Below are 26721 nucleotides of genomic sequence, written 5' to 3' on the forward strand. Positions count from 1 at the left end.
CGCTGGCTGCGCGACGCGGCGATCGGCCCGGCCTTCATCGCGCCGGGAAGCCCTTGGCAGAACGGTTTCGTCGAAAGCTTCAACGGCAAGCTGCGCGACGAGCTGCTCAATCGCGAATGGTTCCGCAGTCGCACCGAAGCGGAGGTCTGATCGAGCGCTAGCGGCAGTTCTACAACGAGCAGCGACCGCACAGCGCGCATCGTTACAAGACACCGGCCAGCGTCCGCCAGGCATGGTAGGAACCCGATACCATTCAATCCGGACTCACCGCCTGATTGGCTACAAAATTCGTACGCAGGTCACGTCAATTCACTCCCACTCGATCGTAGCCGGCGGCTTCCCGCTGATGTCGTAGACCACGCGCGATACGCCGCGCAGCTCGTTGATGATGCGGTTGCTGACGGTGCCGAGGAAGTCGTACGGCAGCTGCGCCCAGTGCGCGGTCATGAAGTCGATCGTCTCGACCGCGCGCAGCGCGATGACCCACTCGTAGGCGCGGGCGTCGCCGACGACGCCGACGGACTTGACCGGCAGGAACACCGCGAAGGCCTGGCTGGTCTTGTCGTAGAGGTCGGCCTTGCGCAGCTCCTCGATGAAGATCGCGTCGGCTCTTGCCAGCAGCTCGGCGTATTCGGGCTTGACCTCGCCGAGGATACGTACGCCCAGGCCCGGGCCCGGGAACGGATGGCGGTAGACCATGCTGCGCGGCAGGCCGAGCTCGACGCCGAGTCGGCGCACCTCGTCCTTGAACAGCTCGCGCAGCGGCTCGACGAGGCCGAGCTTCATGTGCGCAGGCAGGCCGCCGACGTTGTGGTGGCTCTTGATGACGTGCGCCTTGCCGGTCTTGCTGCCGGCGGACTCGATGACGTCGGGGTAGATCGTGCCCTGCGCGAGCCACTTGGCGTTGGCGAGTTTGTTCGACTCTTCCTCGAATATCTCGACGAACAGGTTGCCGATGATCTTGCGCTTGGCTTCCGGGTCGGCAATGCCTTCGAGCGCCTTGAAATAGCGCGCGGCGGCGTCGACGCGGATCACCTTGACGCCCATGTGCTCGGCGAACATCGCCATCACCTGGTCGCCTTCCTGCCAGCGCAGCAGGCCGGTGTCGACGAACACGCAGGTCAGCTGGTCGCCGATCGCCTGGTGCAGCAGTGCGGCGACGACCGAGGAATCGACGCCGCCGGACAGACCCAGGATCACCTCGTCGGCGCCGACCTGCTCGCGCACGCGCGCGATCTGGTCCTCGATGATGTTGGCGGCGGTCCACAGCGTGCGGCAGCCGCAGATCTCGACGACGAAGCGGCGCAGCAGCGCCTGGCCCTGCAGCGTATGCGTGACCTCGGGGTGGAACTGCACGCCGTACCAGCGCCTGGCTTCGTCGGACATCGCGGCGACCGGGATGCGGTCGGTGACGGCGGTGACCGTGAAGCCGGGCGGCGCCTGCGAGACGTGGTCGCCGTGGCTCATCCAGACGTCGAGGCGCGGCGCGCCGGCGTGATCGCTCAGACCCGAGAACAAGGCGTCGGGCGCGACGACCTCGACCTCGGCATGGCCGAACTCGCGCTGGTCGGCGGCCTCGGTCGCGCCGCCGAGCTGGGCGGCCATCGTCTGCATGCCGTAGCAGATGCCGAGCAGCGGCAGGCCGCTGTCGAACACCGCCTGCGGCGCGGCCGGCGCGCCGGGCAGCGTGGTCGACTCCGGGCCGCCGGACAGGATGATGCCCTTCGGCGCGAACGCGGCGATCTCGGCCGGATCGTGGTCCCAGGCCCAGATCTCGCAGTAGACGCCGAGCTCGCGGATGCGGCGCGCGATGAGCTGCGTGTACTGCGCGCCGAAATCGAGGATGAGGATCTTGTCGCTGTGCAGGGCGGTCACGCGTCAGAACTCCAGTGTCTGAGCCAGTTGCTTGCGCATCGCGGCGAACTCGGCGCTGGCGTCGCCGGCGTCGGTCAGGGTGTCCTGCAGGACCAGCAGCGCGTCGTGGCTGCGTCCTTCAATCTGATAGGCCTCGTAGCGCAGGCGGCTGCCGGCCAGCGTTGCGGTCATCGCGGTGCCGTCGAGCGCGCCGCTGCGCGCATTGAGCAGGATCGACTCGCGCGGCGCGCGGCGCGCGCTCTCGAGGCTCTGCTCGATGCCGTCGAGCACGTCGTCCGGATCGGGCGCCTCGCCCTTGGCGGCCGAGAACACCATGACGACGGCGCTGTTGCCGTCGAGCGTCCAGTTGCCGGGCTCGGCCTCCCAGGACAGGTGGCGCGGATAGTCGAATGCGATGCCGGCCTCGGCGAAGTGCCGGTACGGAAGTTCCTCGACGCGCAGCGTCATGCGCCTGCCGTCGAGCTCGACCTCGACCGGGCGGCCGGCCTCCACGCGCAGCTCCCGGGTGCCGAGCGTGACGCGCAGTTGCGTGGCGGGTTCGGCCGCGAATCCGGGCGGCACTGCGCCGATCGACGCCAGCGTCGACAGCGCGACCGCCCACCGCATGCTGCGCATGGCCGCCTCTCAGGTCAGACGGTAGTTGGGTGCTTCCTTGACGATCTCGATGTCGTGCGGATGCGCCTCGCGCACGCCGGCGCCGGTCACGCGCACGAACTGCGGCTGCGTGCGCATCTGCTCGATCGTCGCGCAGCCGCAGTAGCCCATCGAGGCGCGCAGGCCGCCGACCAGCTGGTGGACGATGTTGCGCAGCGGGCCGCGATACGGCACGCGGCCCTCGATGCCTTCGGGCACCAGCTTCTCCGGATCGGACGCGTCCTGGAAGTAGCGGTCGCTGGAGCCCTTCTCCATCGCGCCGAGCGAGCCCATGCCGCGGTAGCTCTTGTACGAGCGGCCCTGGTACAGCTCGACTTCGCCGGGCGCCTCCTCGGTGCCGGCGAACATGCTGCCGAGCATCACCGTGGAGGCGCCGGCGACGATCGCCTTGGCGACGTCGCCGGAGTAGCGGATGCCGCCGTCGGCAATCAGCGGAATCTCGTCCTGGAGCGCCTCGGCGACCAGATCGATCGCGGTGATCTGCGGCACGCCGACACCGGTGACGATGCGCGTGGTGCAGATCGAGCCGGGACCGACGCCGACCTTGACCGCGTCGGCGCCGGCGTCGCGCAGCATGCGCGCGGCGTCGCCGGTGACGATGTTGCCGCCGATGACCTGGGTCTGCGGGAACCGGCGCTTGACCCAGGCGACGCGGTCGATGACCGACTGCGCATGGCCGTGCGCGGTGTCGACGATGATGACGTCGACGCCGGCCTCGACCAGTGCCTCGACGCGGCGTTCGGTGTCGCCGCCGACGCCGACGGCCGCGCCGACGCGCAGGCGCTCGCGGTCGTCCTTGGCCGAATGCGGGTTGTCGCGTGCCTTCTGGATGTCCTTGACGGTGATCAGGCCGCGCAGCTGGAACGCGTCGTTGACGACCAGGACTTTCTCGATGCGGTGCTTGTGCAGCAACGCGAGGACTTCATCGTCGCTGGCGCCCTCGCCGACCGTCACCAGGCGGTCCTTGCGCGTCATGATGTTCTTGACCGGATCCTCGGGCTTCTTCTCGAAGCGCAGGTCGCGGCTGGTGACGATGCCGACCAGCTGGTCGCCGTCGACGACCGGCACGCCGGAGATGCCGTGCTCGCGCGTGATCCGCAGCACGTCGCGGATCGAGGTGTCGGGCCGCACGGTCAGCGGATCGCGGATCACGCCGGCCTCGAACTTCTTGACCTGCCGGACTTCGGCGGCCTGCTGCTCGAGCGTCATGTTCTTGTGGATGATGCCGATGCCGCCGCACTGCGCCATCGTGATCGCCAGACGCGCCTCGGTCACCGAGTCCATCGCGGCCGACAGCAGCGGGATGTTCAGGCGGATCGAGCGGGTCAGGCGGGAGGAGGTGTCGACTTCGCGCGGAAGAACCGTGGAATGTCCGGGGACGAGGTAGACGTCGTCGTAGGTGAGCGCTTCGGCGAGGATGCGCATGCGGAGCTCCGCGGCGGCGATGGAAGCCCGCCATTTTACCGGGTTTCGCCGGTCGAGCGCCATCTTCGTCTGCGGCACGCTCGGCGCGACCGGATTGCGACGGCCGCGCGCGGTCCGGCGTCCGGTAGGATCGGTTCTTTTTGGTCCGGAGTCCGCCGATGCACGCCCTGACGCTCGCCGCCGCCCTGCTCGCCCACCCGGCCTCGGCCGCCGACCAGATGCCGACGATCATCGGCGGCGAGCTGTCCGAGCGCTGGCCCGGCGTCGGCGCCCTGCTGCACGGCGAGCGGTTCGGCTGCACGGCGTTCCTGGTCGCACCGGACATGGTGATGACGGCGGCGCACTGCATCGGCTCGGCGACGATCCCGCCGCCGGACGTGTTCTTCACCGGCCCGGACCTCGGCCACGTCCTCAACCGCTACCCGATCGCCAGCATCACGCCGCATCCGGACTACGACCCGTCGACCGCCCGCTACGACCTGGCGATGATCCGCCTCGCCACGCCGGCGAGCGAGCCGGTGGTCGAGGTCGCGACGACGCCGCTGAGCGAGGCCGACGGCGGGCGGCCGGTCTGGATGGTCGGCTACGGGCTCGACGAGAACGACGAGTCCCAGCGCAAGCGGATCGGATCGACCGTGATCGGCGGCGTGATCACCGACAACGTCATCATCGACGCCCTGCCGCAGGCCTGCTACGGCGACAGCGGCAGTCCGCTGCTGCGGATCGGCGCGGACGGACAGCCGGTCGCGATCGGCGTCGCCAGCTACATCGACGACGCCTTCTGCGAGGGCAGTACGTACTACCAGCGCATCGACCGCGCGCTGCCGTTCGTGCTCGGCTTCGGCAACATCTGCGTCGAGGACAGCCGGTGCAGCGACGCACTGTTCGCGTCGGGCTTCGACGACTGACCGCGTCGAGAACCGGTCGGCGCCGCCCGCACGGGCGGCGCCGCAGCCTCAGACCAGGGCCAGCGACAGCGCCGGCCAGTAGGTGATGATCAGCACCGCCAGCAGCAGGATCACGAAGAACGGCAGGCTGGCGCGGACCAGGGTCATGACCGGCCGGCCGAAGCGCATGCTGGCGATGAACAGGTTCAGGCCGACCGGCGGCAGGAAGATCGCCAGCTGCAGATTGGCCAGGAAGATGATGCCCAGGTGCACCGGATCGACGCCGTAGCCGAGCGCCACCGGCAGCACCAGCGGCACCAGGATCACGATCGCCGGGAAGCCTTCGAGCAACATGCCGAAGATCAGCAGGAACACGTTGAGCACCAGCAGGAACGTGGTGCGGCTCTCGATGCTGCCGCGGATCGCGTCGAACAGCCGCTCCGGCACGCCGGTATCGATCAGCCAGTTGGTCAGCGCCAGCGAGAAGCCGAGGATCACCAGGATCGAGCCGACCAGGGTCATCGCCTCGCGCAGCACCACCGGCAGCCGCCGCAGCGGGATCTCGCGGCGGATCACCACGGTCACGATCAGCACGTACAGCGCCATCACCGCGGCCGCCTCGGACGCGGCGAGGATGCCGGTGTAGATGCCGGTCAGGATCACGAACGGCAGCGGGATCTCCCAGGCCGCATCGCGCAGCGCGGCGCCGAGCTCGCGCGCGCTGGTCGAGCCGGTCACGACGCCGGCACGGCGCGCGTGCCAGACGCTGTAGACCGACAGCATCACGACCATCAGCGCGCACGGCAGCACGCCGGCGCGGAACAGCGCATCGACGGTCACCGGCGGCGTCGTGTGGAACTGCTGCGCGACCACGCCGTAGAGGATCAGCGGCATCGACGGCACCAGGATCAGGCCGAGGCTGCCGGCGGCGGTCAGCAGGCCCAGCGAGAAGCGCTCGCCGTAGCGCGCCTGCATCAGCGCCGGAAACAGCACCGCGCCGAGCGCGACGATCGTCACGCCGGTGGCGCCGGTGAACGCCGTGAACAGCGCGCAGGCGATGATCGCGACGATCGCCAGGCCGCCCGGCAGCCAGCCGAGCAGCGCATTGCTGACGCGCACCAGGCGCTGCGGCGCGCCGCTCTCGGCGAGCAGGTAGCCGGCCAGCGTGAACAGCGGGATCGCGACCAGGGCCGGCATGTCGGCCAGGCGGTAGAACTCGATCGCGACGACCGCGCCGTCCTGGCCGGCATAGTGGAAGCCGATCAGCGCGATCGCGGCGATCAGCGCGAACAGCGGCGCGCCGGCCAGCGCCAGCAGCACGATCGCGAGGATCAGCAGCAGCGTCATGCCGGTTCTCCGGCCGGCGGCGGCGGCGGCAGGCAGGCCTGCACGATCAGACGCAGCGCGAGCAGCGCGAATCCGACCGGCAGGATCGACTCGACCGCCCAGACCGGCACGCCGGCGAAGGCCTCGGCGCCCGAATCCCAGTCGAGCTGGACCAGGGTCACGCTGTACCAGGCCATCGCCGTGCAGATCGCGGCGGCGAAGCCGAGCGAGACCACGCGCAGCGCTCGTGCGGCGCGGCCACGCACGAAGAACGTCACGATGTCCAGGCCGATGTGCCGGTTCTCGCGCGCGGCCGCCAGCGCGCCGAGCATCGCCGTCCACAGCACCAGCGCGCGCAGCATCGGATCGGCGAACGCCAGGCCGGTCTCGAACACGTTGCGCAGCAGGATCTGCGCGCCGGCGACGAGGATCAGCACGAGCACGGCGACGGCGATCAGGCCGTCCTCGACGCGATGCAGCCAGGTCACCGCGCGGCGCGCAGCGGCGCTCACCGGCTGCCGCCGCGGATCGTCGCCAGGGCCGCCTCGAGCTTCTTCTGCATGTCCGGCGTGATGCCGCCCTGGCGGATCAGCTCCTGGTAGGACTCGCTGCCGAGCGCCTCCCAGCTCTTGCCGTCGGCGGAAGCCGGCTTGTTGATCGTCATGCCGGCCTGCTTGAGCGCGTCGAGCGCGGCTGCGTTGTCGAGCCGGTTCTGCGCGTCGAGGCGCTTGAACACCGCCGCGAACTCGGCGCTGACGATCGCACGGTCGGCCTCGTCGATCTTGCCCCAGGACTTGTTGTCGACGACCAGAACACCGGTCACGTAGCTCAGCGGCAGGTCGATCATGTACTTGAGCTTGGTATGCCACTGGAATGCGATCGCGCCGGCAGTCGTGTTGGCGGCCGAGTCGATCAGGCCGGTCTGCAGGCTGGTGTAGACGTCCGACAGCGCCAGCGGAATCGGCGTGACGCCGGCGGTGCGGAACGCCAGTTCGGCGATCTTGTCGCCCTGCGGGATCCAAACCTTGGCGGCCTTGAGGTCGTCGCGGCTCTTGAGGTCGCGCGTGCTCATCAGATACGCGAAGCCGCCGCCGCTGATGCCGAGCGGCTCGAAGCCGGCGGCGCGGATCGAGGCCTCGACCGCGTCGTCGAGCTGGGCGCGCACGCGGTCGACCTCGTCGAGATTGCGGAACAGGAACGGCAGGCTGTAGATCTGCACGTCCTTGGCGACCTCCGACAGCTCGCCGGCCGTGAACGCGCCGCCCTGCAGCTGGCCGACCTTGACCTTGCGCAGCACGGTCTGCGAATCGCCCATGACGCCGCCGGGGAAGTACTTGATCTCGACGCGGCCGTCGGTCTTCTGTTTGACCGCGTCGGCGCCGGCGCGCATCTCGCGCATCCAGGCGGTGCCGTCGGGCGCCAGCGTCGCGATGCGCAGCGTCGCGGCCTGCACGGTGGCGCCGGCCAGCGCCAGCAACGAAACGGCTGCGAGGCGCAGCCAGGCCGGTCCGGTGAAAAACTTCATCGTCGCTCCTGTCAGGGTATGGGGAAACGGGCGCCTGCCCGCTTCCCGGTCGAACGGCTCGAGCCGGGTTCTGCCGCCGTCTGCGAGCCGCGATCGCGCCCGCGAACGCGGCTCGCGCGATCCGTCCCGGATCGCGGCTCGGACCGTTGCCGGTCCGCTAGAAATAATCGTCGCCGGACGCCAGCAACGCGGTCGCGCGCTGCTGCGCCAGCGTGTTGATCAGCGTCAGGCCGGGCGCGCGCGGGTCGGCCTCGATCGCCTCCTTCAGCAGGCGGTCGTGCAGCTCGCGGTCGAACACCAGCCGCGCGTACTTCTCGGCGTACAGCACGCGCACCATCTGGTTGCGCCCCTGCGACAAGGCAAGGGCTTTCTCGAAGAACGCCTTGCCCTGCTCGGGCTGGCCGCCGAGCGAGGCCGGCCGCAGCGTCGCCAGCACACCCAGATACAGGTACGGCTCGCCGCCGGCATGGGCGGGGTCGAGCGCGACGACGCGCTCGAGCAGGGCCTGCACCTTCGGGATGTCGGCGATCGCGTTCCAGTCCTCGGCATTGGCCTGGATGCGGCCGGCCCAGGCGCTGGCCAGCGCGAACAGCGCGGCCGGATCGCGCGAGGTCGCCACCGCGGCCGCGAACGGCTCGAACGGCTGGTCGAGCGCCGTGCACAGCGTCTGGTCGCCGCTGCAGACCGCGCGCCGCGCATAGTCGAACGCATGCGCCGACAGGCGCTTGGCACGCGCCGGGTCCTCGACCAGGGCGCCGCCGTAGGCGCCGTACAGCCGCGCGCCGGCCAGCAGCAGGCCGCGGTTGGCCGGATCGCCCTCGATCAGGCCGTCGATCAGCAGCAGATAGGCCGGGATGCCCTCGCGCGCGGTCGCGACGTCCTGCTGGTTCAGGATGCCGGCGGTGAGGTTGTCGGCCATGCGCTGGCTGGCGCGGTTGACGATGCCGGCGCAGCCGGACGACAGCGCCACGGCGAGGCCGAGCAGGCTGGCGGACAAGGTTCGGCGGAAAGGCATGGCGCGATCTCGGGGGTCGGATGGGATGACGGGCGCCGGCGTGGGAACCGGTCAGGCGGCGAGCTGCTCGGCGGCCTCGAGCGTGTTCTCCATCAGCGTCGCGACCGTCATCGGCCCGACGCCGCCCGGCACCGGCGTGATCCACGAGGCGCGCGCGGCGGCAGCCTCAAACTCGACGTCGCCGGTCAGGCGCCCGTCCTCGAGCCGGTTGATGCCGACGTCGATGACGACCGCGCCGGGCTTGATCCACTCGCCGCGCACCAGGCCGGGCCGCCCGGCCGCGACGACGACGATGTCGCCTTGCGAGACGTAACGGCTGAGATCGTCGGTGAAGCGGTGGCAGACCGTCGTCGTCGAACCGGCCAGCAGCAGCTCCAGCACCAGCGGCCGGCCGACGTGGTTGGACACACCGACCACGACGGCATGGCGGCCGCGCACCGGCTGGTCGGTATGCGCGAGCAGGGTCATGACGCCCTTGGACGTGCACGGGCGCAGGCCGCGCTGACGCAGCAGCAGGCGGCCGACGTTCTCGGCCTGGAAGCCGTCGACATCCTTGCGCGGATCGATGCGGTTGATCAGCGCCGGCGCGTCGATATGCGGCGGCAGCGGCAGCTGAACGAGGATGCCGTGCACGGCCGGGTCGGCGTTGAGCCGCTCGACCAGGGCGATCAGCTCGGCCTCGGGCGTGGCGGCCGGCAGGTCGAACGCATGCGAGACGAAGCCGACGCGCTGGACCGCGCGGCGCTTGTTGCGTACGTAGACGGCCGAGGCGGCGTCGTCGCCGACCAGGATCACCGCCAGGCCCGGCCGCGCGGCGCCGGCCGCGACGCGTGCGGCGACGCGGACCGCGATCCGGTCGAGCAGTTCGTCGGCGATGCGCTTGCCGTCCAGCATCCTGGCGGTCATCTGAATGCCACGTCCGTAAAAGCCGGCGATTATCCATGTCCGCGAATCCGGTCTCAAACTTTGGCGTACCGTTCGCCGACGCTCTGACGCATTCCGTCGCTGATCGAGGGGTCACTCATGCGCATCTTCCTGCTCGGCCTGCTGCTGTGCGGCCTCGCCTGCGGCGGCGCGACCGCCGCCTCCGTCGAACCGGGCACGGCCGTGCTCGACGCCGCGACCCGGGCGCAGCTGGCGCAGACCGCGCCGGGCGCGAGCCGCCCGATCGCGGCGTTTCCGCTCGGCACCGGCGTCTCCGGGCCGATCGCGTTCCGGCGCATCGAGGTCTACGCGCCGGACGCGCGGATCTACCGGGTCGACGCCGGCGGCACGCACGAGATCCCGCGCAGCACGCGCATCCATCTGATCGGCATCAGCGCCGACGGCGCGACCCGGGTCGGCCTGTCGTTCGATCCGGCCATGGCCGAGGCGCCGGTCGGCAGCGGCAGCGGTCCGGCCGGCCCGTTCGTGCTGAGCGCGCGGCGCCAGGACGCGGACTGGGTGCTGACCGCGGTGACGCCCGAAGCCGCCCTACCCGAGGGCGTCACGCCGCAGTTTCCGCCGAACACCGATACCGCGGTAGCGCCCGACTACGTCGCGCCGATGCTCGACCTGGCCGGCGCGACGCCGGCCGGCGCCGGCTACGCGAGCATGGCGGTGGTCGCGGTCGACACCGATACCGAGCTGATGAGCGAGCGCTTCTCGAACAACACCGCCCAGGCCACCGCCTGGATCGCCGACCTGTTCGCGCAGATGAACATCACCTACCAGCGCGACCTCAACGTCACGCTGTTGCAGGGCACCACGTTCCTGCGCACCACGACCGATCCGTATTCCAATACCGACTCGCCGGCCAGCCAGGCGCAGCTGACCGAGTTCGGCAACGTCTGGCAGGCCAACTACAGCAGCGGCGCCAACGCGGTACCGCGGCAGTTCGCGATGCTGCTGTCGGGCAAGTCGCCGAGCGGCAACAGCGCCTCGGGCATCGCCTGGCTCAATGCCTACTGCCGCACCGCGAGCAGCGGCGGCAGCTACAGCGTCAACCAGGTGTTCACCAATCCCGGCATCGGCATTCCGTCCAGCGCGTTCATCGTCGGCCACGAGCTCGGCCACAACTTCGGTGCGCGGCATACGCACTGCGCGAGCGCCGCCAACGGCAGCGGCCCGACCGCTACCGGCACGATCGACCAGTGCTTCCGCGGCGAGAGCGGCTGCTATTCGGGCACGCCGGTCTGTCCCTCGTCCGGTCCCGGCGCGCCGCGCGGCAGCCTGATGAGCTACTGCCACATCGGCGCGCCGAACGGCGCCAGCTGCGGCCAGAACGAGCTGCAGTTCCATCCGACCCACGTCAACCAGCTGCGCAGCCTGGTCGCCGCGAACACGCCGAGCTGCCTGCGCTCGGAGCTGATCTTCGCCAGCGGCTTCCAATGAGACGGCGGCGGCCGGCTACACTCGGCCGACACCAGCGCGGAGGAGTCTCATGAGCGACATCACGACCGAGATCGAAGCGGCGGCTTTCCGCCGGCTGCTCGAACACCTGGACCGTCGCAAAGACGTGCAGAACATCGACCTGATGATCCTGGCCGGCTTCTGCCGCAACTGCCTGGCCGACTGGTATCGCGAGGCGGCCGAGGCGCGCGGCATCGAGATCGACCGCGAGCAGGCGCGCGAGCGCATCTACGGCGAGCCGTTCGCGAGCTGGAAGGCGCGCTACCAGCCGGAGGCCACGCCCGAGCAGCTCGCCGCGTTCGAGGCCGCGCGCAAGCAGGCGCACTGAGCCGACGTTCCGGCTGGCGGCCGCGGCTGCGACCGATCGCCTCTTGAAACCTGCGGCCGGGACCTGCAGTCTGTGACGGTCATGTCACCCGCCGCCTTCCTGCTGCGCCTGTTCCTGGCGGTCGTGCTGATCGCCAACGGCATCGGCGCGCCGCCCGCCGCGGCTGCGGTGCCGGCGTCCACCGCCGACAGCGCGGCGCCGCCGTGCCACGGCGCGGCACAAGACGAGGTCGCCGCGGGCGCGATCGCGGCACCGCCCGGGGTGCCGATGGACTGCTGCGACGACCGCGGCGCCTGTGCCTGCATCCACGCCTGTCCGGGCCTGCCGACCGCCGCCGCGGTGATCGCGGGCGTACCGGTCCACGACGCCGCACCGGCACGCGTGCCGCCGTCATACGGATTCGAGCCGCCGAGTCGGCTGCACCGCCCTCCGATCGCCTGAGTCGCTCCGAGCACCGGCCCGGCCGGCCCCCGTGCGCGCGCAGCGCACGGCGCCGCTGCGTGCCGGCACCGACGACCTGGGGCCGCCCTGCGCCGCCCCGCCGATTGGCAGCGGCCGGCACGCGATCGCCGGCCGCCCTCGAGGACCGATCCCGTGAAACACCTTCCATTCCTTCCCGCCGGCCCGCTCGGGCCGGATCTGTCGCGCCGGCGCTTCGTGCACGGCATCGCCTGGGGCGCCGCGGGCCTGAGCCTGCTGCAGGTGCCGGCATTCGCGCGTCCCGGCGCGACGCGTCCCGCCGCGCTGACCGGCAGCACGATCGACCTGTCGATCGGCGAGCTGGCGGTCGACTTCACCGGCCGCAGGCGCCGCGCGGTCACCGTCAACGGCACGCTGCCGGCGCCGCTGCTGCGCTTCACCGAGGGCGACACGGTCACGATCCGCGTCCGCAACACGCTGGCCGAGGACACCTCGATCCACTGGCACGGCATCATCCTGCCGGCCAACATGGACGGCGTGCCGGGCTTCAGCTTCCACGGCATCCATCCGGGCCAGACCTTCACTTATCGCTACACGCTGCGGCAGAGCGGCACCTACTGGTATCACAGCCATTCCGGCTTCCAGGAGCAGAAGGGCCTGTACGGGCCGCTGATCGTCGATCCGCGCGAGCCCGATCCGATCCGCAGCGATCGCGAGCACGTGATCGTGCTGTCGGACTGGACCGACGAGGATCCGTACCGGATCTTCGCGAAGCTGCGCAAGAACGCCGAGTACTACAACCGCCACAAGCGCACCGTCGGCGACGCGATCGCCGACATCCGCCGCCACGGCTGGGGCGCGACGCTCGACGACCGCCGGCTGTGGGGCGCGATGCGGATGTCGCCGACCGACCTGGCCGACGTCGGCGCGCTGACCTATACCTACCTCGCCAACGGCGTGACGCCGGCCGGCAACTGGACCGGCCTGTTCCGGCCCGGCGAGCGCGTGCGCCTGCGCTTCATCAACGGCTCGGCGATGACGTTCTTCGACGTGCGCATTCCGGGCCTGAAGATGACCGTGGTCGCCGCCGACGGCCAGAACGTGCATCCGGTGACGGTCGACGAATTCCGCATCGGCGTCGCCGAGACCTACGACGTGATCGTCGAGCCGTCCGGGCAGGACGCCTACACGATCTTCGCGCAGGCGATGGATCGCGGCGGCTACGCGTGCGCGACGCTGGCGGTCCGCGACGGACTGGCCGCACCGGTACCGGCGCTCGATCCGCGGCCACTGCTGACGATGGCCGACATGGGCCACGGCGGGCATGGCGGACACGGGGCGCACGGCGCGCCTGCGCCGGCCGCGCCTGCGGGACACGCCGGCCAAGCGACGGCCGGTGCAGGCCATGCAGACCACGCCGCGCACGGCGCCGCACCGGCCGCGATGGATCACGGCGCCGCGGCGATGCAGACGCATCCGGCCAGCGAGCGCGGCAACCCCGGCGTCGACATGCAGACGATGACGCCGATGCCGCGCCTGGACGATCCGGGCATCGGCCTGCGCGACAACGGACGCCGCGTGCTGACCTATGCCGATCTGGCCAGCCGCTTCGCCGATCCGGACGGCCGCGAGCCGGGACGCACGATCGAGCTGCACCTGACCGGTCACATGGAGCGCTACGTCTGGTCGTTCGACGGCATCCGCTTCGGCGATGCCGAGCCGCTGCGCCTGACCTACGGCGAGCGCCTGCGCATCGTGCTCGTCAACGACACGATGATGGAGCACCCGATCCACCTGCACGGCCTGTGGAGCGATCTGGAGGACGCCGGCGGCGCGTTCCGCGTGCGCAAGCACACCGTCAACATCCCGCCCGGCACGCGCCGCAGCTATCGCGTGACCGCCGACGCGCTCGGCCGCTGGGCCTACCACTGTCACCTGCTCTATCACATGGATGCCGGCATGTTCCGCGAGGTGCGCGTCGAGGAGGGATCGGCATGAACGCACGGCACTTGCGCCTGCGGCTGATCGCGCTTTCGGCCGCCACGTTCGCGGCCAGCCTCTCCGTCACCCACGCCGCGGACGGGGAGACGAGCCGGCGAGACGCGGCCGAGACGCACGCACCGCGACGATCGGCCGGTCACGAGCCGAAGGATTCGAGCTCGACCGATCACGGCTCGACCGATCATGGGTCGATGGACCACGACTCGATGGATCACGGCTCGATGGATCACGGCTCGATGGATCATGGCTCGATGGACCACGGCTCGATGGACCATGGCTCGATGGACCATGGCTCGATCGACCACGGCACCACCGGCGCGACCGGACCGGCCCTGCCGCCGATCACCGACGCCGATCGTGCGGCGGCGTTTCCGGACCTCGGCGGCATGCGCATGCAGGACCACATGGACGACGATCCGGTGCTGGCCTCGCTCGCGTTCGACCGGCTCGAATGGCAGGACGCGCCGGGCGGCACGGCGGCCTGGGAAACCAAGGCCTGGGTCGGCCAGAGCTTCGACCGGCTCTGGCTGCGCAGCGAGGGCGAGCGCAGCGGCGGCCGGCTCGAGCACGCGCAGGCCGAGCTGCTGTGGGGCCACGCGTTCCATCCGTGGTGGGATCTGATGATCGGCATCCGCCACGATTTCGCGCCGGGCGCGTCCAAGGACTGGCTCGCGATCGGCGTACAGGGCCTGGCGCCGTACAAGTTCGAGACGCAGGCGACCGCGTATCTGGCCGGCGACGGCCGGATCGCCGCGACGTTCGAGGCGGAGTACGAGCTGCTGCTGACCAACCGGCTGATCCTGCAGCCGCTGGTCGAGGCCAGGCTCTACTCGCGCACCGACGCCGCACGCGGCACCGGCGCCGGACTGGACAGCCTCGAGGCGGGCCTGCGGCTGCGCTACGAGATCCGCCGCGAGTTCGCCCCGTACGTCGGCTGGGTCTGGCAGCGCCGTTACGGTGACGCGGCCGATCTGGCGCGGGCGCACGGCGAGCCGGTCGAGGACGGCCGTCTGGTCGCCGGGCTGCGCGTCTGGTTCTGAAGGCCCTCGAGCGCGGCGCGGCGCCCGGCCGTGCCGCGCTTGACTCTGGTCACGGGTCCAGGGTCTAAGCTGGCGCAATGAACACGTCCCTCTCCCGCTCGATGACGATCGGCGCCCTGGCCAGGTCCAGCGGCGTCGGCATCGACGCGATCCGCTTCTACGAGCGCCAGGGCCTGCTGCCGAAGCCGGCCCGGCGCGCCTCGGGCTATCGCGACTACCCGCCCGCCACCGTGCAGCGCCTGCGCTTCATCCGTCAGGCCAAGGCGCTCGGCTTCAGCCTGGCCGAGATCGGCGATCTGCTGACGCTGTCGGCCGATCACGAGCGCGGCGTCGAAGGCATCCGCCGCCGCGCCGAGGACCGCCTGGCCGCGCTCGAGCAGCGCATCGCCGAGCTCGAACGCGTCCGCGACGGGCTCAGGACGCTGGTCGAGGCCTGTCCGGGCCACGGCGAGCCGGACGACTGCCCGATCCTGCACGCGCTCGGCGGCGATCGCGACGACGCGCTGCCCGCAGTCGCCGCCGCGGAGGTGCGTCGATGAGCGCACCGTCCTGCCATCATGGCGCCGGCGCAGCGGCGACCGGCCCGACCGCCGATCGCGATCCGGTCTGCGACATGACGGTCGTTCCGGCGGCCACGCCGCATCACGCCGACCACGACGGCCGCCGCTGGCACTTCTGCTCGGCGCGCTGCCGCGAGCGCTTCCTCGCCGAGCCGGCCCGCTATCTCGCCGGCGCATCGCCGGCCACAGCCGATACCAAGCCGTCCTGCTGCCATGCCTCCGCGACCGGCGCAGCGGCGACCGGCCCGGCCGCCGATCGCGATCCGGTCTGCGGCATGACGGTCGATCCGGCGGCCACGCCGCATCACGCCGACCACGACGGCCGCCGCTGGCACTTCTGCTCGGCGCGCTGCCGCGAGCGCTTCCTCGCCGAGCCGGACCGCTATCTCGACGCAGCGGCTGCCACGCCCGCGACAGGCGCCGATGCCGGCGCGCTCTACACCTGCCCGATGCATCCGCAGATCCGCCAGCGCGGACCCGGCCACTGTCCGATCTGCGGCATGGCGCTGGAGCCGCTGCTGCCGAGCGCCGACGCGGACGACGACGGCACGCTGGCCGCGCTCGGCCGCCGCCTGGCGCTGTGCGTCGCGCTGACCGTGCCGGTCGTCGCGATCGCGATGGGGCCGCATCTGGCCGGCTGGCACCTGCCCGCGCCCTGGCAGCGCATCGCCGCCTGGACCGAGGCGGTGCTGGCGACGATCGTCGTCATCTGGGGCGGCGCCGGCTTCTTCGTGCGCGGCTGGCGCTCGCTGCGGCCGTGGTCGCCGAACATGTACACGCTGATCGCGCTCGGCACCGGCGTGGCCTGGCTTTACAGCGCGATCGCGTTCGCCGCTCCGGAACTGTTCCCGGCGGCGTTCCGCGACCGGCACGGCGCGGTCGCGGTCTACTTCGAGGCGGCCGCGGTCATCGTGACCCTGGTCCTGCTCGGCGATCTGCTCGAGCTGCGCGCGCGGCGCCGCACCGGCGCGGCGCTGCAGGCCCTGCTCGGCCTGGCGCCGAAGCAGGCGCGCCGGGTCGGCACGGACGGCGCCGAGACCGACGTGCCGCTCGATACGGTCGCGGCCGGCGATGTGCTGAGGATCCGCCCCGGCGAGAAGGTGCCGGTCGACGGCCGCGTCGTCGACGGCGCCAGCCACGTCGACGAGTCGATGCTGACCGGCGAGCCGATGCCGGTCGCCAAGGCGGCCGGCGACGCCGTCACCGGCGGCACGCTCAACCGGGACGGGACGCTGCTGATGCGCGCCGAACGGGTCGGCGCCGATACCTTGCTCGCGCAGATCGTCGGCCTGGTCGCCGAGGCGCAGCGTTCGCGCGCGCCGCTGCAACGCGTCGCCGATCGCGTCGCCGCGGTGTTCGTGCCGGCGGTGATCGGCATCGCGCTGGCCGCGTTCGCGGCCTGGGCCTGGTTCGGTCCGGAACCGCGCCTGGCGCACGCGCTGATCGCGGCGGTGTCGGTGCTGATCATCGCCTGCCCCTGCGCGCTCGGCCTGGCGACGCCGATCTCGATCATGGTCGCCAGCGGCCGCGGCGCGCAGAACGGCATCCTGTTCCGCGACGCGGCCGCGATCGAGCAGCTGCGCACGGTCGACACGCTGGTCGTCGACAAGACCGGTACGCTGACCGAGGGCCGGCCGTCGCTGCGCACGGTCGTGCCGCTCGATGGCCACGACGAGGCCGAGGCACTGACGCTGGCCGCCGCGCTCGAACGCGCCAGCGAGCACCCGCTGGCACGCGCGATCGTCGCCGCGGCCGATGCGCGCGGACTGGCGGTGCCGGCCGTCGCCGGCTTCGCTGCGCGCAACGGCCTGGGTGTGGAGGGCCGCGTCGACGGCCGGCCACTTGCGCTCGGCAACGCCGCGCTGATGCACGAATACGGCATCGAGCCGCCGGCCGCGGCGCTGGATCGCGCCGAGGCGCTGCGCGCCGACGGCGCGACCGTGGTGTTCCTTGGCGTGGACGGCCGGGCGGCGGCGCTGTTCGCGGTCGCCGATCGCATCAAGCCGTCGACGCCACAGGCGATCGCGCAGCTGCACGCGGCCGGTCTGCGCATCGTCATGCTGACCGGCGATACCGCGACCAGCGCGCGGGCCGTTGCCGCCGCGCTCGGCATCGACGCCGTCCATGCCGACGTCTCGCCGGCCGGCAAGGCCGCGGTAATCGCGTCGCTCAAGCGCGAGGGCCGGCGCGTCGCGATGGCCGGCGACGGCATCAACGATGCGCCGGCCCTGGCCGCGGCCGACATCGGCATCGCGATGGGCGACGGTACCGACGTCGCGATCGAGAGTGCCCAGGTGATCCTGGTCAAGGGCGATCTGGCCGGCATCGTGCGCGCGCGAGCGCTGTCGCAGGCGACCGTGCGCAACATCCGCCAGAACCTCGCGTTCGCGTTCGGCTACAACGCGCTCGGCGTGCCGGTCGCGGCCGGCGTGCTGTATCCGCTCGCCGGCCTGGTGCTTTCGCCGATGATCGCGGCACTGGCGATGAGCCTGTCGTCGGTCTCGGTGGTCGCCAACGCGCTGCGTCTGCGCACGCTGCCGCTGCGCACGGCACCGCCGCAACCGGTCGAACCGCAGCGGCCATGACAGCCGTCACCCGCGATCGCTGACGGCCGGCGCTGCCGCGCACGGGCCGGAATCCGGATCATCGTGGCTGCACCCTCACGGTGCCGGAGGATTTGACGATGATCGACGTGTCGACCGTATCGCCCTCGACTCGCGCCACGCTGGCGAAGTGGATGCCGGTCCTGATCGCGATCGGCTTGGTCTGGCTGCTCGCGCGCGGCGTGCGCAAGCTGTTCTGGACCGCCTTCGGTCTGGCCTGGGCGTTCTGGTGGGTCGTGCCGTGGCTGTCGCGCTGAGGCGGTCGCTCAGCCGGCCGCCGCGCACAACCGCGCCAGATCGGCGTAGCCGTCGAACACGGCAGCCGCGCCGCAGCCCGGACAGGCCGGATCGCGCGGCAGCGCCAGTTCGCGCATCGTCGCGGCCAGTGCGTCGTAGCACAGCAGCCGGCCGGTCAGCGGCCGGCCGATGCCGAGCACCAGCTTGATCGCCTCGGTCGCCTGCAGCAGGCCGATCGTGCCGGGCAGCACGCCGAGCACGCCGGCCTCGCTGCAGTTGGGCGCCTCGGCCGCCGACGGCGGCTCCGAAAACAGGCAGCGGTAGCACGGCGAAGCGGCGTCGCGCGGATCGAACACGCTGACCTGGCCGCTGAAACGGTGCACCGCGCCGTAGACCAGCGGGATGCCGAGCCGGCGCGTCGCCGCGTCGAGCAGGTAGCGCGTCGGGAAGTTGTCGGCGCCGTCGATCACGACGTCGTGGCCGGCGATCGCCGCCTCGACGTTGGCCGCGAGCAGCCGCTCCTCGCGCATGCCGATCTCGATGCCGGGATTGAGCGCCGCCAGCGCGATCCGCGCCGATTCGGTCTTGGCCATGCCGATGCGCGCGTCGGCATGCAGCACCTGTCGCTGCAGATTGGAGCGCTCGACGCGATCGTCGTCGATCAGGGTCAGACGGCCGACACCGGCCGCGGCCAGGTACAGCGCCGCCGGCGAACCGAGACCGCCGGCGCCGATCAGTGCGATCCGCGCCTGCAGCAGCCGGGTCTGGCCGGCGACGCCGACCTCGGGCAGCACCAGATGCCGCGCATAGCGCTCGCCGGCGTCGGCGCCGAGCGCGCCGGCCGCCTCGGGCAGACCCTCGGCGCGCCAGCGCGCGAAACCGCCGGCGACCGAGCGCACGTCGCGGTAGCCGAGCGCGCGCAGCGTCTCGCGCGCGAGCAGCGAGCGGCGGCCGCTCGCGCACAGCGTCAGGATCGGGCGGTCGCGGTCCGGCTGCAGCGCCGGGAAGCGGTCCTCGATCGCGCCGCGCGCCAGGCCGATCGCATCGGCAGGCCCGCCGCCGGCACGCTCGTCGTCCTCGCGCACGTCGAGCAGCAATGCGCCGCCGAGCTGCGCCTGCCGCGCCGAGCGCGGATCGATCTCGGCGTCCGGATCGAGCGCGGCGGAAGCGTGGGACGACATGATCGGCGCGCCTTCAGCGCGACCCGAGCGAGGCCGCGCTGCGGCCGCTGCGCTGCTCGACCAGGGCCAGATTGGCCGCGATCGACGGCTGATCGGGCGCGAGCTTGGCCGCGTAGCTCAGCACGTCGAGCGCGGCGTCGATGCGGCCGTCGTGGAAGCAGGCCATGCCGTAGAGATTGAGCGCATTGAGGTCGTCCGGGCGCTGCACCAGCGCGCGTTCGAGGCAACGGATCGCGAGTTTGAGATCACCTTCCTTGAGGTGATGCTGCGCGAGGTAGATCAGCGCCTCGGGCTCGTTCTTCCACTGCTCGAACTGCGGCGCCCACTTCTCGCGCAGGCGCGCGTAGTACGCCTCGCGCTGCGGCTCGTTGGCGTTGGGGCCGTAGCCGCAGCCCGAATCGCCGATCGCGCCGTTCCAGATGCAGGTGGCGGCCTGCACCCACTGGAAGCGCGTGCGCGTCGCGCAGTTGATGAAGAAGTCGTGATCCTCGTAGACCGGGAACGAGGGATCGAAGCGCGCGCCCTCCTCGACCAGGCTGCGGTGGAACAGCGTCGCGACCGGCTGGCTGCGGTTCTGGTTGTACAGCTGCATGTGGAAGCCGGCCCTGCCGCTGTAGCCGATCAGCGAGCCGTCGACGTCGTGTACGCGTGCACTCGAGTACAGCAGCCGCACGCCCTCGCCACGCGGCGCCTCGAGCAGGGTGCGCACGTGTTCGGGCAGCAGCTCGTCGTCGTCGTCGAGGAAGTTCAGCCATTGGCCGCGCGCCGCGTCGAGGCAGGCGTTGGCGGCCTCGGGCCGCGTCAGCCGGCGGTCCGGATCGGGCCGGATCAGGCGCACCGGCCGCCCGTCGATCCGCTCGGGCAGGTCGCGGTGCGCCGCGCCGCAGGCCGCGACGACGACGATCTCGATCGCCGGCCAGGTCTGCGCGGCTGCCGAGGCCAGCGCGCGATCGAGCGTCGGGCGGTCCATGCTGCGGATCAGGATCGATACCAGGGGAGTGTCGTCGGTCATCGGGAGCGCATTCCGGAAAGGGCGAAGATCATTGCCGGTACGACGGCGCCGGCCGGCAGTTCGGTCTGGTCGGCCTCCACGCGCACCAGCGCATTGGCCTCGGCGACGCCGCGCAGCATGCCCGAGCCCTGGCGGTCGAGCACCTCGGCCTGCAGCGTGCCGTCGATGCCGGCGCGCACGGCGGCGCGCAGGAACTCGGTGCGATCGTGGCGCTTGCGCAGCGGCGCGGCCAGGCGCGCGCTGAGCCACGGCGCGGCGGTCGTCGCGCAGCCCTGCAACGCCTCGAGATACGGCAGCACGAGGACGAGGAAGGTCGCCACGGTCGAGACCGGATTGCCGGGCAGCGCACACAGCCGCGCGCCGCCGATGCGGCCGGTCAGGAACGGCATGCCGGGCTTCATGCGCACCTTCCAGAAATCGATCGTGCCGATGTCGTCGAGCAGACCCGGCAGCAGGTCGGCCTCGCCGGCCGAGACGCCGCCGCAGCTGACGATCAGATCGGCCTGATCGGCCGCCTCCAGCAGCGCGGCGCGGATCGTGCCGGCGTCGTCGGGCAGGTGCCGGTGCGACAGCAGCGCGGCGCCGGCCTCGCGCACCAGCGCGCCGACGCTGAAGGCGTTGCTGTTGTGGATCTGCGCCGGCGCGGCCGCCGCGCCCGGCATCACGACCTCGTCGCCGGTCGTCAGCAGCACGACGCGCGGCCGCCGCACGACCGCGATCCGGGCGTGCCCGAGCGAGGCGCAGACGCCGAGCTGCGCCGGCCCCAGCCGCTGGCCGCGATGCAGTGCGGTCTCGCCGGGGCGGAAGTCCTCGCCGGCCGGGCGCACGTTGGCGCCGGGCCGTTCGCCGGCGCCGACGATCGCCTCGTCGCCGTCGATGCGGACGTGCTCCTGGATCACCACGGTGTCGGCGCCGTCCGGCAGCGGCGCGCCGGTCATCAGGCGCAGGCACTGGCCCGGCGCGATCGCGAACGCGGCCGCAGCGCCGGCCAGATGCGTGCCGACGATGCGCAGCCGGCGCTCGCCGGCTGCCGGCAGATCGGCGCCGCGCAGCGCGAAGCCGTCCATCGCCGAATTGGCGAACGGCGGCACCGCGCGCTCGACCACCAGGTCCTCGGCGAGCACGCGGCCGAGCGCCTCGCCGAGCGCGACCGTCTCGACGCCGAGGCTGCGCGCGCGGCCGGCCTCGGCGAGGAACGCGCAGGCGGCCTCGACGGTCCAGCGGCTCGGGCAGTCAGGCGTGCGGGGCGAAGCGTTCACGGAAGGCGGCGAAGTCCGACGGCGTGTTGAGATTGTCGAAGTGTACGCGGCGATCGCCGAAATCAACCTCGACCGCGCCCATGGCGTCCTGCCAGGCATGCACGCCGGTCTGTTCGGCCGCGGCGGCGGCGGCCGGCGCCGCGAGTGCGCGCGCGTACAGCGCGAACAGCGGCTGGCGGCGCACGCCGTCGTGGGCGACCCGGATCGCAGCACCGACCGGCGCGTCGAGCAGACGCACGGCCAGATCCGGCGGCGGCAGGGGACAGTCGACCGGTACGCTGAGCAGCCAGTCGGTGCGGCATGCGGCCAGCGCCGCGGCGATGCCGGCGAGCGGACCGCGCTGTCCCGGCAGCACGTCGTGGATCGTCGCCGCGTATCGCGCATAGACCTCGAGGTTGCGATTGGCGACGATCAGCAGCGGCGGCGCGGGATCTTCCGGCGCGCGGCGCAGGCCCGGCGCGGCGAGCACCCAGTCGACCAGCGGGCGCCCGCCGAGCGGCACCAGTCCCTTGTCGCGGCCGTCCAGACGCGTCGCCGCGCCGCCGGCGAGCACCGCGACCGTATGCGTCGCGCCGCTCACGGCATCAGCGCTTGCCGCGCTTGGCGTTGCGGATCATGCGCTGGCGGCGGCGCTGCTGACCTTCGGTCAGCTCGTTGCGCTTGCCGGCGTAGGGGTTGTCGCCGTCGCGGAACTCGATGCGGATCGGCGTGCCGACCAGGCGATAGCGGGTGCGGAAGAAGTTTTCGAGATAGCGCCGGTACGCGTCGGCGAGATGCCGCGTGCGCGATCCGTGGATCACGATCGTCGGCGGATGCGTGCCGCCCGGATGCGCATACTTGAGCTTGGGCGCGTGACCGCGCACCAGCGGCGGCTGATAGCCCTCGTAGGCGGCCTCGAGCGCGCGCGTCAGCTCCGAGGACGTGAACGTGCGGCCGGCCGAGGCGTGACTGCGGTTGACCGCCTTGATCAGCTCGCCGATGCCGCTGCCGTGCAACGCCGAGATCGTCACCTGCGGCGCCCAGTCGACGAAGACCAGCTTGCGCGCCAGCGAAACGCGGCACTGCTCGCGCTCGTAGGTGGACAGGCCGTCCCATTTGTTGACGGCGATGACCAGGGCGCGCTGCGCCTCCAGCACGTGGCCGATCAGGCCGGCGTCCTGGTCGGTGACGCCTTCCTTCGCGTCGAGCAGCAGCACCACCACGCTGGCCGCCTCGATCGACTGCAGCGTCTTGATCACGCTGAACTTCTCGACCGCGTCCTCGATGCGCGCGCGGCGCCGCACGCCGGCGGTGTCGATCAGCGTGTAGCGCTTGCCGTCGCGCTCGAGCGGCACGCGGATCGAGTCGCGCGTGGTGCCGGCGACGTCGGAGACGACGACGCGGTCCTCGCCGAGCAGGCGGTTGACCAGGGTCGACTTGCCGACGTTGGGGCGGCCGACGATCGCGACGCGCACGCCCTCCTCGTCGGCTTCCTGTTCGGCCTCGCCTTCCGGCGGCAGGCGTGCGGCGATCGCGTCGAGCAGCGGCTGCACGCCGCGGCTGTGCGAGGCCGCCAGCGGCAGCGGCGCGGCGATGCCGAGCGCGGCGAACTCGGCCAGCGCGACGTGCTCGTCGAGGCCGTCGACCTTGTTGACGGCCAGCAGGATCGGTTTGGCGACACGGCGCAGCCGCTCCAGGATCGCCGGATCGCCCGGCAGCATGCCGTCGCGCGCGTCGACCACGAAGACGACGAGGTCGGCCTCCTCGATCGCGGCTTCGACCTGGCGCGCGGTCAGGCCGGCCAGGCCTTCCTGGTCGTCGGCCAGACCGCCGGTGTCGACCACCATGAAGCGCCGCTCGCCGAGCCGGCAGATGCCGTAGTGGCGATCGCGCGTGACGCCCGGCAGATCGGCGACCAGGGCATCGCGGGTGCGCGTGAGTACGTTGAACAACGTCGACTTGCCGACGTTGGGACGCCCGACCAGGGCCACGACTGGCAACACGGCTCGCCCCTCCGACGGTCAGGCGATGAAAACGGAATCGCCGCGACCTTCGCGTCGCGGCGGCGAACCGTCCGGACCCGGACGGCAGATCGGGCAGCGACCGGGCGGACCGGCATCGGCCGGCCGCCGCGGCGTCACCGGGCGACGCGCCAGGCGCCCAGGCGCCCTTCGCTGTCCTCGACGTAGACGGTATCGCCGTCGACCACCGGCTTGCCGGCGATCGGATCCTTGCCGAGGCGCTCGCGCGCGATCAGCTTGCCGTCCTCGGCGTTGAGCCAGTGCACCCAGCCCTCCAGATCGCCGACGACGATCGCGCCGCCCTGGGCGGCCGGCGACGACAGCCAGCGGTACTTGAGCTGGTCCTGCTTCCAGAGATTGGCACCGCTCTGGCGGTCGAACGCCCAGACGTTGCCTTCGTCATCGACCGCGGCGACCACGTTGCCGGCGACCGCGACACCGGCATAGCTGGACAGGTCGCGCTGCCAGGCGGTGCGGCCGCTGTCCGAATAGAGCGCGCTGACGATGCCGCGATAGCCGGCCGCGAACACCTCGCCGCCGTCGACGACGACTTCACCGTCGACATCGGCAAGGCGATCGACCTCGGTACGGCCTTCACCGAGACCGAGCGTCTGCATCCAGGCCTGACTGCCGTCGGCGATGTTGACCGCGACGATCTTGCCGTTGTCGAAGCCGGACACGACCAGGCCGTTGGACACGCGCGGCGCCGAATTGCCGCGCAGGCTCAACGGCGGCACGCCCTGGTCGAACACCCAGCGCCGGCTGCCGTCGCCGAGATCCAGGCCGTACAGCCGGCCGTCGTTGCTGCGCACGATCACGGTGTCGCCGCTGACCGCCGGCGCCGTGATCACCTCGGAAGACACGTCGACGACCCAGCGCTCGGCGCCATCGGCCGCCGCATACGCGCCGACCTGGCCGTCCAGACCGCCGACGATGACCAGATCGCCGGCCACGGCCGGACCGCCCGACCAGCGCACGCTGGTGTCGGTGCGGCGCCAGTACGCGCCGGAGCGCTTGCCGCTGTGCACGTTCCACAGCCGCTTGCCGGTCGCCGCGTCGAGCGCGGTCAGGTTGCCGTCGACATCGGCGACGTACAGGCGCCCGTCGGCCACCGCCGGCACCATCGGCACGCCGGACTTGCCGGGCCCTTTGCCGCCGGCGGTCCAGATGCGCTGCACCGACAGCGCCGGCGTGAACGACTCGGCCAGCGGCGTCGGCGGCTCGACGTTGTCCTTCTTGCCGAGATTGCGGAACCAGGTGCAGCCACCCAGCAGGAGGGCCAGGATCAGGACGGCGACGGTGGAAAACTTCATTAGGAGCCCTGCTGTGCTTCTGCGGGGGCGGCGCCGAGATCGTCGAGCTTCATCTGCACGAAGCTGCGGTTGGGCGCCTGCGGGTCGAGCTTGGCCAGGGCATCGCGGTAGGCCGCGCGGGCCTCCTCGTCGCGGTCGAGCTTGACCAGCGCATCGCCGCGCAGCTCGGCCACCTGGCCGACATACTCGGCCTTGTCGATGCCGTCGAGCAGGCCCAGGGCCGCAGCGGCATCGCCCTCGGCCAGGCGCACCTGCGCCAGGCGCAGGTCCACCAGATGCTTGAGCGCCGGCAGCTTGACGTTGGAACGGGCCCAGTCGAGGTCGGCCGCGGCGGCCTTGAGGTCGCCCTTGGTGACGGCACGCTCGGCTTGGCCGAGCGCGGCGAGCACGGCGTAGACCGTGCCCGGATAATCCTTGCGCAGCGCCGCGGCGATCGCGTCGGCGTCCTCGGTGCGCTTGCCCTCCACGGCGACGCCGAGCGCCTGGTACTGCAGCGCGGCCTCGACCGCCTTGCCGTCCTGACGATGCTTCCACTGCTGCCAGCCGAAGATCAGCAGCAGGGCGAGGGCGATGCCGGTCGCGATCGACATCGTGTTCTGGCGAAGCCACTTGCGGACGACTTCGCCCTGCTCGTGCTCGTCAAGAAGTTCAAAAGCCATTGCGTGTACCTGGAAGGAGGGAAGTCGGACCTGCGGATGCGGCCGGCGCGACCCTGGCGTGCAGGCGCGCAAGGGTAGCAGGAAAGCGCGGCCCGGCGTCCGCCGGAGCCGCGCCGCGGATTATCCGGCGATTCAGGGTTCGATGCGGGCGACCGTAGCGTCCGGCCCGAACACGCGCACGTGGGCGACGTTCGCGCGCCGGTACGGCGCCAGGTCGACCACGGCGCCGTCGGCCTGCAGCTCGACGCCATCGGCGTTGCCGAGCCGCACCGACAGCGGCCGCTCGCTGCGGTAGCTGCGTTCGGTGCCGGCCTGCAGCAGGCCGTATTCGAGCCGCCTGCCGTCCGCGTCGAGCACCTCGACCCAGCTGGCCTGGCTGACCTTGAGCACCAGGGTGCGTCCGGCTTCGGCCGGTGCCGCGCTCGGGACCGGAGCCGGCACCGTGGCGGGCCGCGTCGAGAACGGCGCCATCGACGCGACCACCGGCGGCGGCGCCTCGATCCGCGGCGGCGCCAGCGGCGTCGGCGTGACCTCGACCGGCACCGCGGCGATCGTGTCCGTCGTCGCCGGGCCCGACGATGCCGAAGGCCGTACTGCGGCGGTGTCGAGCGGCGTGGTCCGGACCAGGCTCTGTTCGATGCCGCCGCGGGTCGCCGCGAACCAGACCGTCGGGCCGAGGATCAGGCCGGTCAGGATCAGGTAGGTGGCGGTCACCGAGTAGCGGTCGAGCAGATAGCGCGAGCGCGGCACGGTGCCGGTCGCGACGATCGGCGTCGCCTCGGTGTGCAGGTCGGCGACCTGTTCGGCGCGTGCCACCGGCAGGCCGAGCAGCCGCGTATAGCTGATCAGGTAGCCGCGCAGGTACACGCCCTGCGTCATGCCCTGATAGTCGTCGGCCTCGATCCGCGCGATCAGCCGGACCGGCAGCTTCAACCGTGCCGCGACCTCATCGCGCGTCCAGCCCTTCGCCTCGCGGGCGGCACGCAGGTGCTGCCCCAGCGAACCCTCAC

Annotated in this window: 25 protein-coding genes and 1 pseudogene; 10 read left to right on the top strand and 16 right to left on the bottom strand. The window is 71.8% G+C overall.

Annotated features, from left to right (window positions below; all coding sequences use genetic code 11):
• Positions 1-239, top strand: a pseudogene (locus tag VMR06_RS17215) (integrase core domain-containing protein); the annotation flags it as partial.
• Positions 240-309: 70 nt separating this feature from the next.
• Here VMR06_RS17215 and guaA read toward each other — a convergent pair.
• Genes guaA through guaB form a run of 3 tightly spaced genes read right to left on the bottom strand, consistent with a single transcriptional unit; the run spans position 310 to position 3954 of the window.
• The gene (gene guaA / locus VMR06_RS17220) at positions 310-1875 is read right to left on the bottom strand and encodes a glutamine-hydrolyzing GMP synthase (protein ID WP_325378667.1); all 1566 of its coding nucleotides are present in this window, start codon (positions 1873-1875) and stop codon (positions 310-312) included.
• A 3-nt stretch (positions 1876-1878) separates the two neighbouring features.
• Positions 1879-2490 (bottom strand): hypothetical protein, encoded by a 612-nt coding sequence (locus VMR06_RS17225; RefSeq protein WP_325378669.1) that lies wholly within the window; start codon positions 2488-2490, stop codon positions 1879-1881.
• 9 nt (positions 2491-2499) lie between these two features.
• Positions 2500-3954, bottom strand: coding sequence for an IMP dehydrogenase (gene guaB / locus VMR06_RS17230; RefSeq protein WP_325378671.1), 1455 nt, complete (start codon positions 3952-3954; stop codon positions 2500-2502).
• Between the two features lie 158 nt (positions 3955-4112).
• Here guaB and VMR06_RS17235 point away from each other — a divergent pair, with 158 nt between their 5' ends.
• Positions 4113-4862 carry a S1 family peptidase gene (locus VMR06_RS17235; RefSeq protein ID WP_325378673.1) on the top strand — a complete coding sequence of 250 codons (750 nt, stop codon included), beginning with the start codon at positions 4113-4115 and terminating at the stop codon, positions 4860-4862.
• A 48-nt stretch (positions 4863-4910) separates the two neighbouring features.
• On the opposite strand, the gene VMR06_RS17240 is transcribed toward VMR06_RS17235, so the two are convergent.
• The 5 genes from VMR06_RS17240 to folD all read right to left on the bottom strand — a co-directional run bounded on the left by VMR06_RS17240 (position 4911) and on the right by folD (position 9613).
• A complete protein-coding gene (locus VMR06_RS17240) occupies positions 4911-6188 on the bottom strand; it encodes a TRAP transporter large permease (RefSeq protein ID WP_325378675.1) in 1278 nt (425 codons plus the stop codon).
• Positions 6185-6679, bottom strand: a complete 495-nt coding sequence (locus VMR06_RS17245; RefSeq protein WP_325378677.1) for a TRAP transporter small permease — start codon at positions 6677-6679, stop codon at positions 6185-6187. The genes VMR06_RS17240 and VMR06_RS17245 overlap by 4 nt, the downstream gene beginning before the upstream one ends.
• Positions 6676-7692 (bottom strand): TRAP transporter substrate-binding protein DctP, encoded by a 1017-nt coding sequence (gene dctP, locus VMR06_RS17250; RefSeq protein WP_325378679.1) that lies wholly within the window; start codon positions 7690-7692, stop codon positions 6676-6678. The genes VMR06_RS17245 and dctP overlap by 4 nt, the downstream gene beginning before the upstream one ends.
• Before the next feature lie 157 nt (positions 7693-7849).
• A complete protein-coding gene (locus VMR06_RS17255; RefSeq protein ID WP_325378681.1) occupies positions 7850-8707 on the bottom strand; it encodes a TRAP transporter TatT component family protein in 858 nt (285 codons plus the stop codon).
• Positions 8708-8758: 51 nt separating this feature from the next.
• Positions 8759-9613, bottom strand: a complete 855-nt coding sequence (folD, locus tag VMR06_RS17260) for a bifunctional methylenetetrahydrofolate dehydrogenase/methenyltetrahydrofolate cyclohydrolase FolD (protein WP_325378683.1) — start codon at positions 9611-9613, stop codon at positions 8759-8761.
• A gap of 117 nt (positions 9614-9730) precedes the next feature.
• Between folD and VMR06_RS17265 the strand changes: the two genes are divergently transcribed.
• The 8 genes from VMR06_RS17265 to VMR06_RS17300 all read left to right on the top strand — a co-directional run bounded on the left by VMR06_RS17265 (position 9731) and on the right by VMR06_RS17300 (position 18307).
• On the top strand, positions 9731-11080 hold the full coding sequence (locus VMR06_RS17265) for a M12 family metallo-peptidase (protein WP_325378685.1): 1350 nt from the start codon (positions 9731-9733) through the stop codon (positions 11078-11080).
• A gap of 49 nt (positions 11081-11129) precedes the next feature.
• Entirely contained in the window at positions 11130-11426 is a 297-nt protein-coding gene (locus VMR06_RS17270; protein ID WP_325378687.1) for a DUF1244 domain-containing protein, read from the top strand.
• Between the two features lie 81 nt (positions 11427-11507).
• Positions 11508-11867: a CopL family metal-binding regulatory protein gene (locus VMR06_RS17275; RefSeq protein ID WP_325378688.1), complete on the top strand. Its 360-nt coding sequence runs from the start codon at positions 11508-11510 to the stop codon at positions 11865-11867.
• A 153-nt stretch (positions 11868-12020) separates the two neighbouring features.
• A complete protein-coding gene (locus tag VMR06_RS17280) occupies positions 12021-13844 on the top strand; it encodes a copper resistance system multicopper oxidase (RefSeq protein WP_325378690.1) in 1824 nt (607 codons plus the stop codon).
• Entirely contained in the window at positions 13841-14887 is a 1047-nt protein-coding gene (locus tag VMR06_RS17285) for a copper resistance protein B (RefSeq protein ID WP_325378692.1), read from the top strand. Before VMR06_RS17280 ends, VMR06_RS17285 begins: the two co-directional genes overlap by 4 nt.
• Positions 14888-14964: 77 nt before the next feature.
• Complete coding sequence (locus tag VMR06_RS17290) at positions 14965-15426, top strand: heavy metal-responsive transcriptional regulator (RefSeq protein ID WP_325378694.1); 462 nt, start codon at positions 14965-14967, stop codon at positions 15424-15426.
• The gene (locus VMR06_RS17295) at positions 15423-18032 is read left to right on the top strand and encodes a heavy metal translocating P-type ATPase (protein ID WP_325378696.1); all 2610 of its coding nucleotides are present in this window, start codon (positions 15423-15425) and stop codon (positions 18030-18032) included. The genes VMR06_RS17290 and VMR06_RS17295 overlap by 4 nt, the downstream gene beginning before the upstream one ends.
• 98 nt (positions 18033-18130) lie before the next feature.
• Positions 18131-18307, top strand: coding sequence for a hypothetical protein (locus VMR06_RS17300; protein WP_325378698.1), 177 nt, complete (start codon positions 18131-18133; stop codon positions 18305-18307).
• A 9-nt stretch (positions 18308-18316) separates the two neighbouring features.
• Here the strand turns inward: VMR06_RS17300 and moeB are convergent, their stop codons facing one another.
• From moeB to VMR06_RS17340, 8 genes are all read right to left on the bottom strand, one after another.
• Positions 18317-19468 (bottom strand): molybdopterin-synthase adenylyltransferase MoeB, encoded by a 1152-nt coding sequence (gene moeB, locus VMR06_RS17305; protein ID WP_325378700.1) that lies wholly within the window; start codon positions 19466-19468, stop codon positions 18317-18319.
• A gap of 13 nt (positions 19469-19481) precedes the next feature.
• On the bottom strand, positions 19482-20480 hold the full coding sequence (locus tag VMR06_RS17310; RefSeq protein ID WP_325378702.1) for a glycosyltransferase family 2 protein: 999 nt from the start codon (positions 20478-20480) through the stop codon (positions 19482-19484).
• The gene (glp, locus tag VMR06_RS17315) at positions 20477-21739 is read right to left on the bottom strand and encodes a gephyrin-like molybdotransferase Glp (protein WP_325378704.1); all 1263 of its coding nucleotides are present in this window, start codon (positions 21737-21739) and stop codon (positions 20477-20479) included. The genes VMR06_RS17310 and glp overlap by 4 nt, the downstream gene beginning before the upstream one ends.
• On the bottom strand, positions 21714-22319 hold the full coding sequence (locus VMR06_RS17320; RefSeq protein WP_325378706.1) for an NTP transferase domain-containing protein: 606 nt from the start codon (positions 22317-22319) through the stop codon (positions 21714-21716). The genes glp and VMR06_RS17320 overlap by 26 nt, the downstream gene beginning before the upstream one ends.
• A 4-nt stretch (positions 22320-22323) precedes the next feature.
• Positions 22324-23721 carry a ribosome biogenesis GTPase Der gene (gene der / locus VMR06_RS17325; RefSeq protein ID WP_325378708.1) on the bottom strand — a complete coding sequence of 466 codons (1398 nt, stop codon included), beginning with the start codon at positions 23719-23721 and terminating at the stop codon, positions 22324-22326.
• Positions 23722-23855: 134 nt separating this feature from the next.
• Entirely contained in the window at positions 23856-25052 is a 1197-nt protein-coding gene (gene bamB, locus VMR06_RS17330) for an outer membrane protein assembly factor BamB (RefSeq protein ID WP_325378710.1), read from the bottom strand.
• On the bottom strand, positions 25052-25711 hold the full coding sequence (locus VMR06_RS17335; RefSeq protein WP_325378712.1) for a tetratricopeptide repeat protein: 660 nt from the start codon (positions 25709-25711) through the stop codon (positions 25052-25054). Before VMR06_RS17335 ends, bamB begins: the two co-directional genes overlap by 1 nt.
• 132 nt (positions 25712-25843) lie before the next feature.
• Positions 25844-26721, bottom strand: an 878-nt coding sequence (locus VMR06_RS17340) for a helix-turn-helix domain-containing protein (RefSeq protein ID WP_325378714.1), incomplete at its 5' end; no start/stop codon positions are given.

Source organism: Dokdonella sp. (genome assembly GCF_035511235.1).
In the GTDB taxonomy this organism is placed as follows: Bacteria; Pseudomonadota; Gammaproteobacteria; order Xanthomonadales; family Rhodanobacteraceae; genus Dokdonella.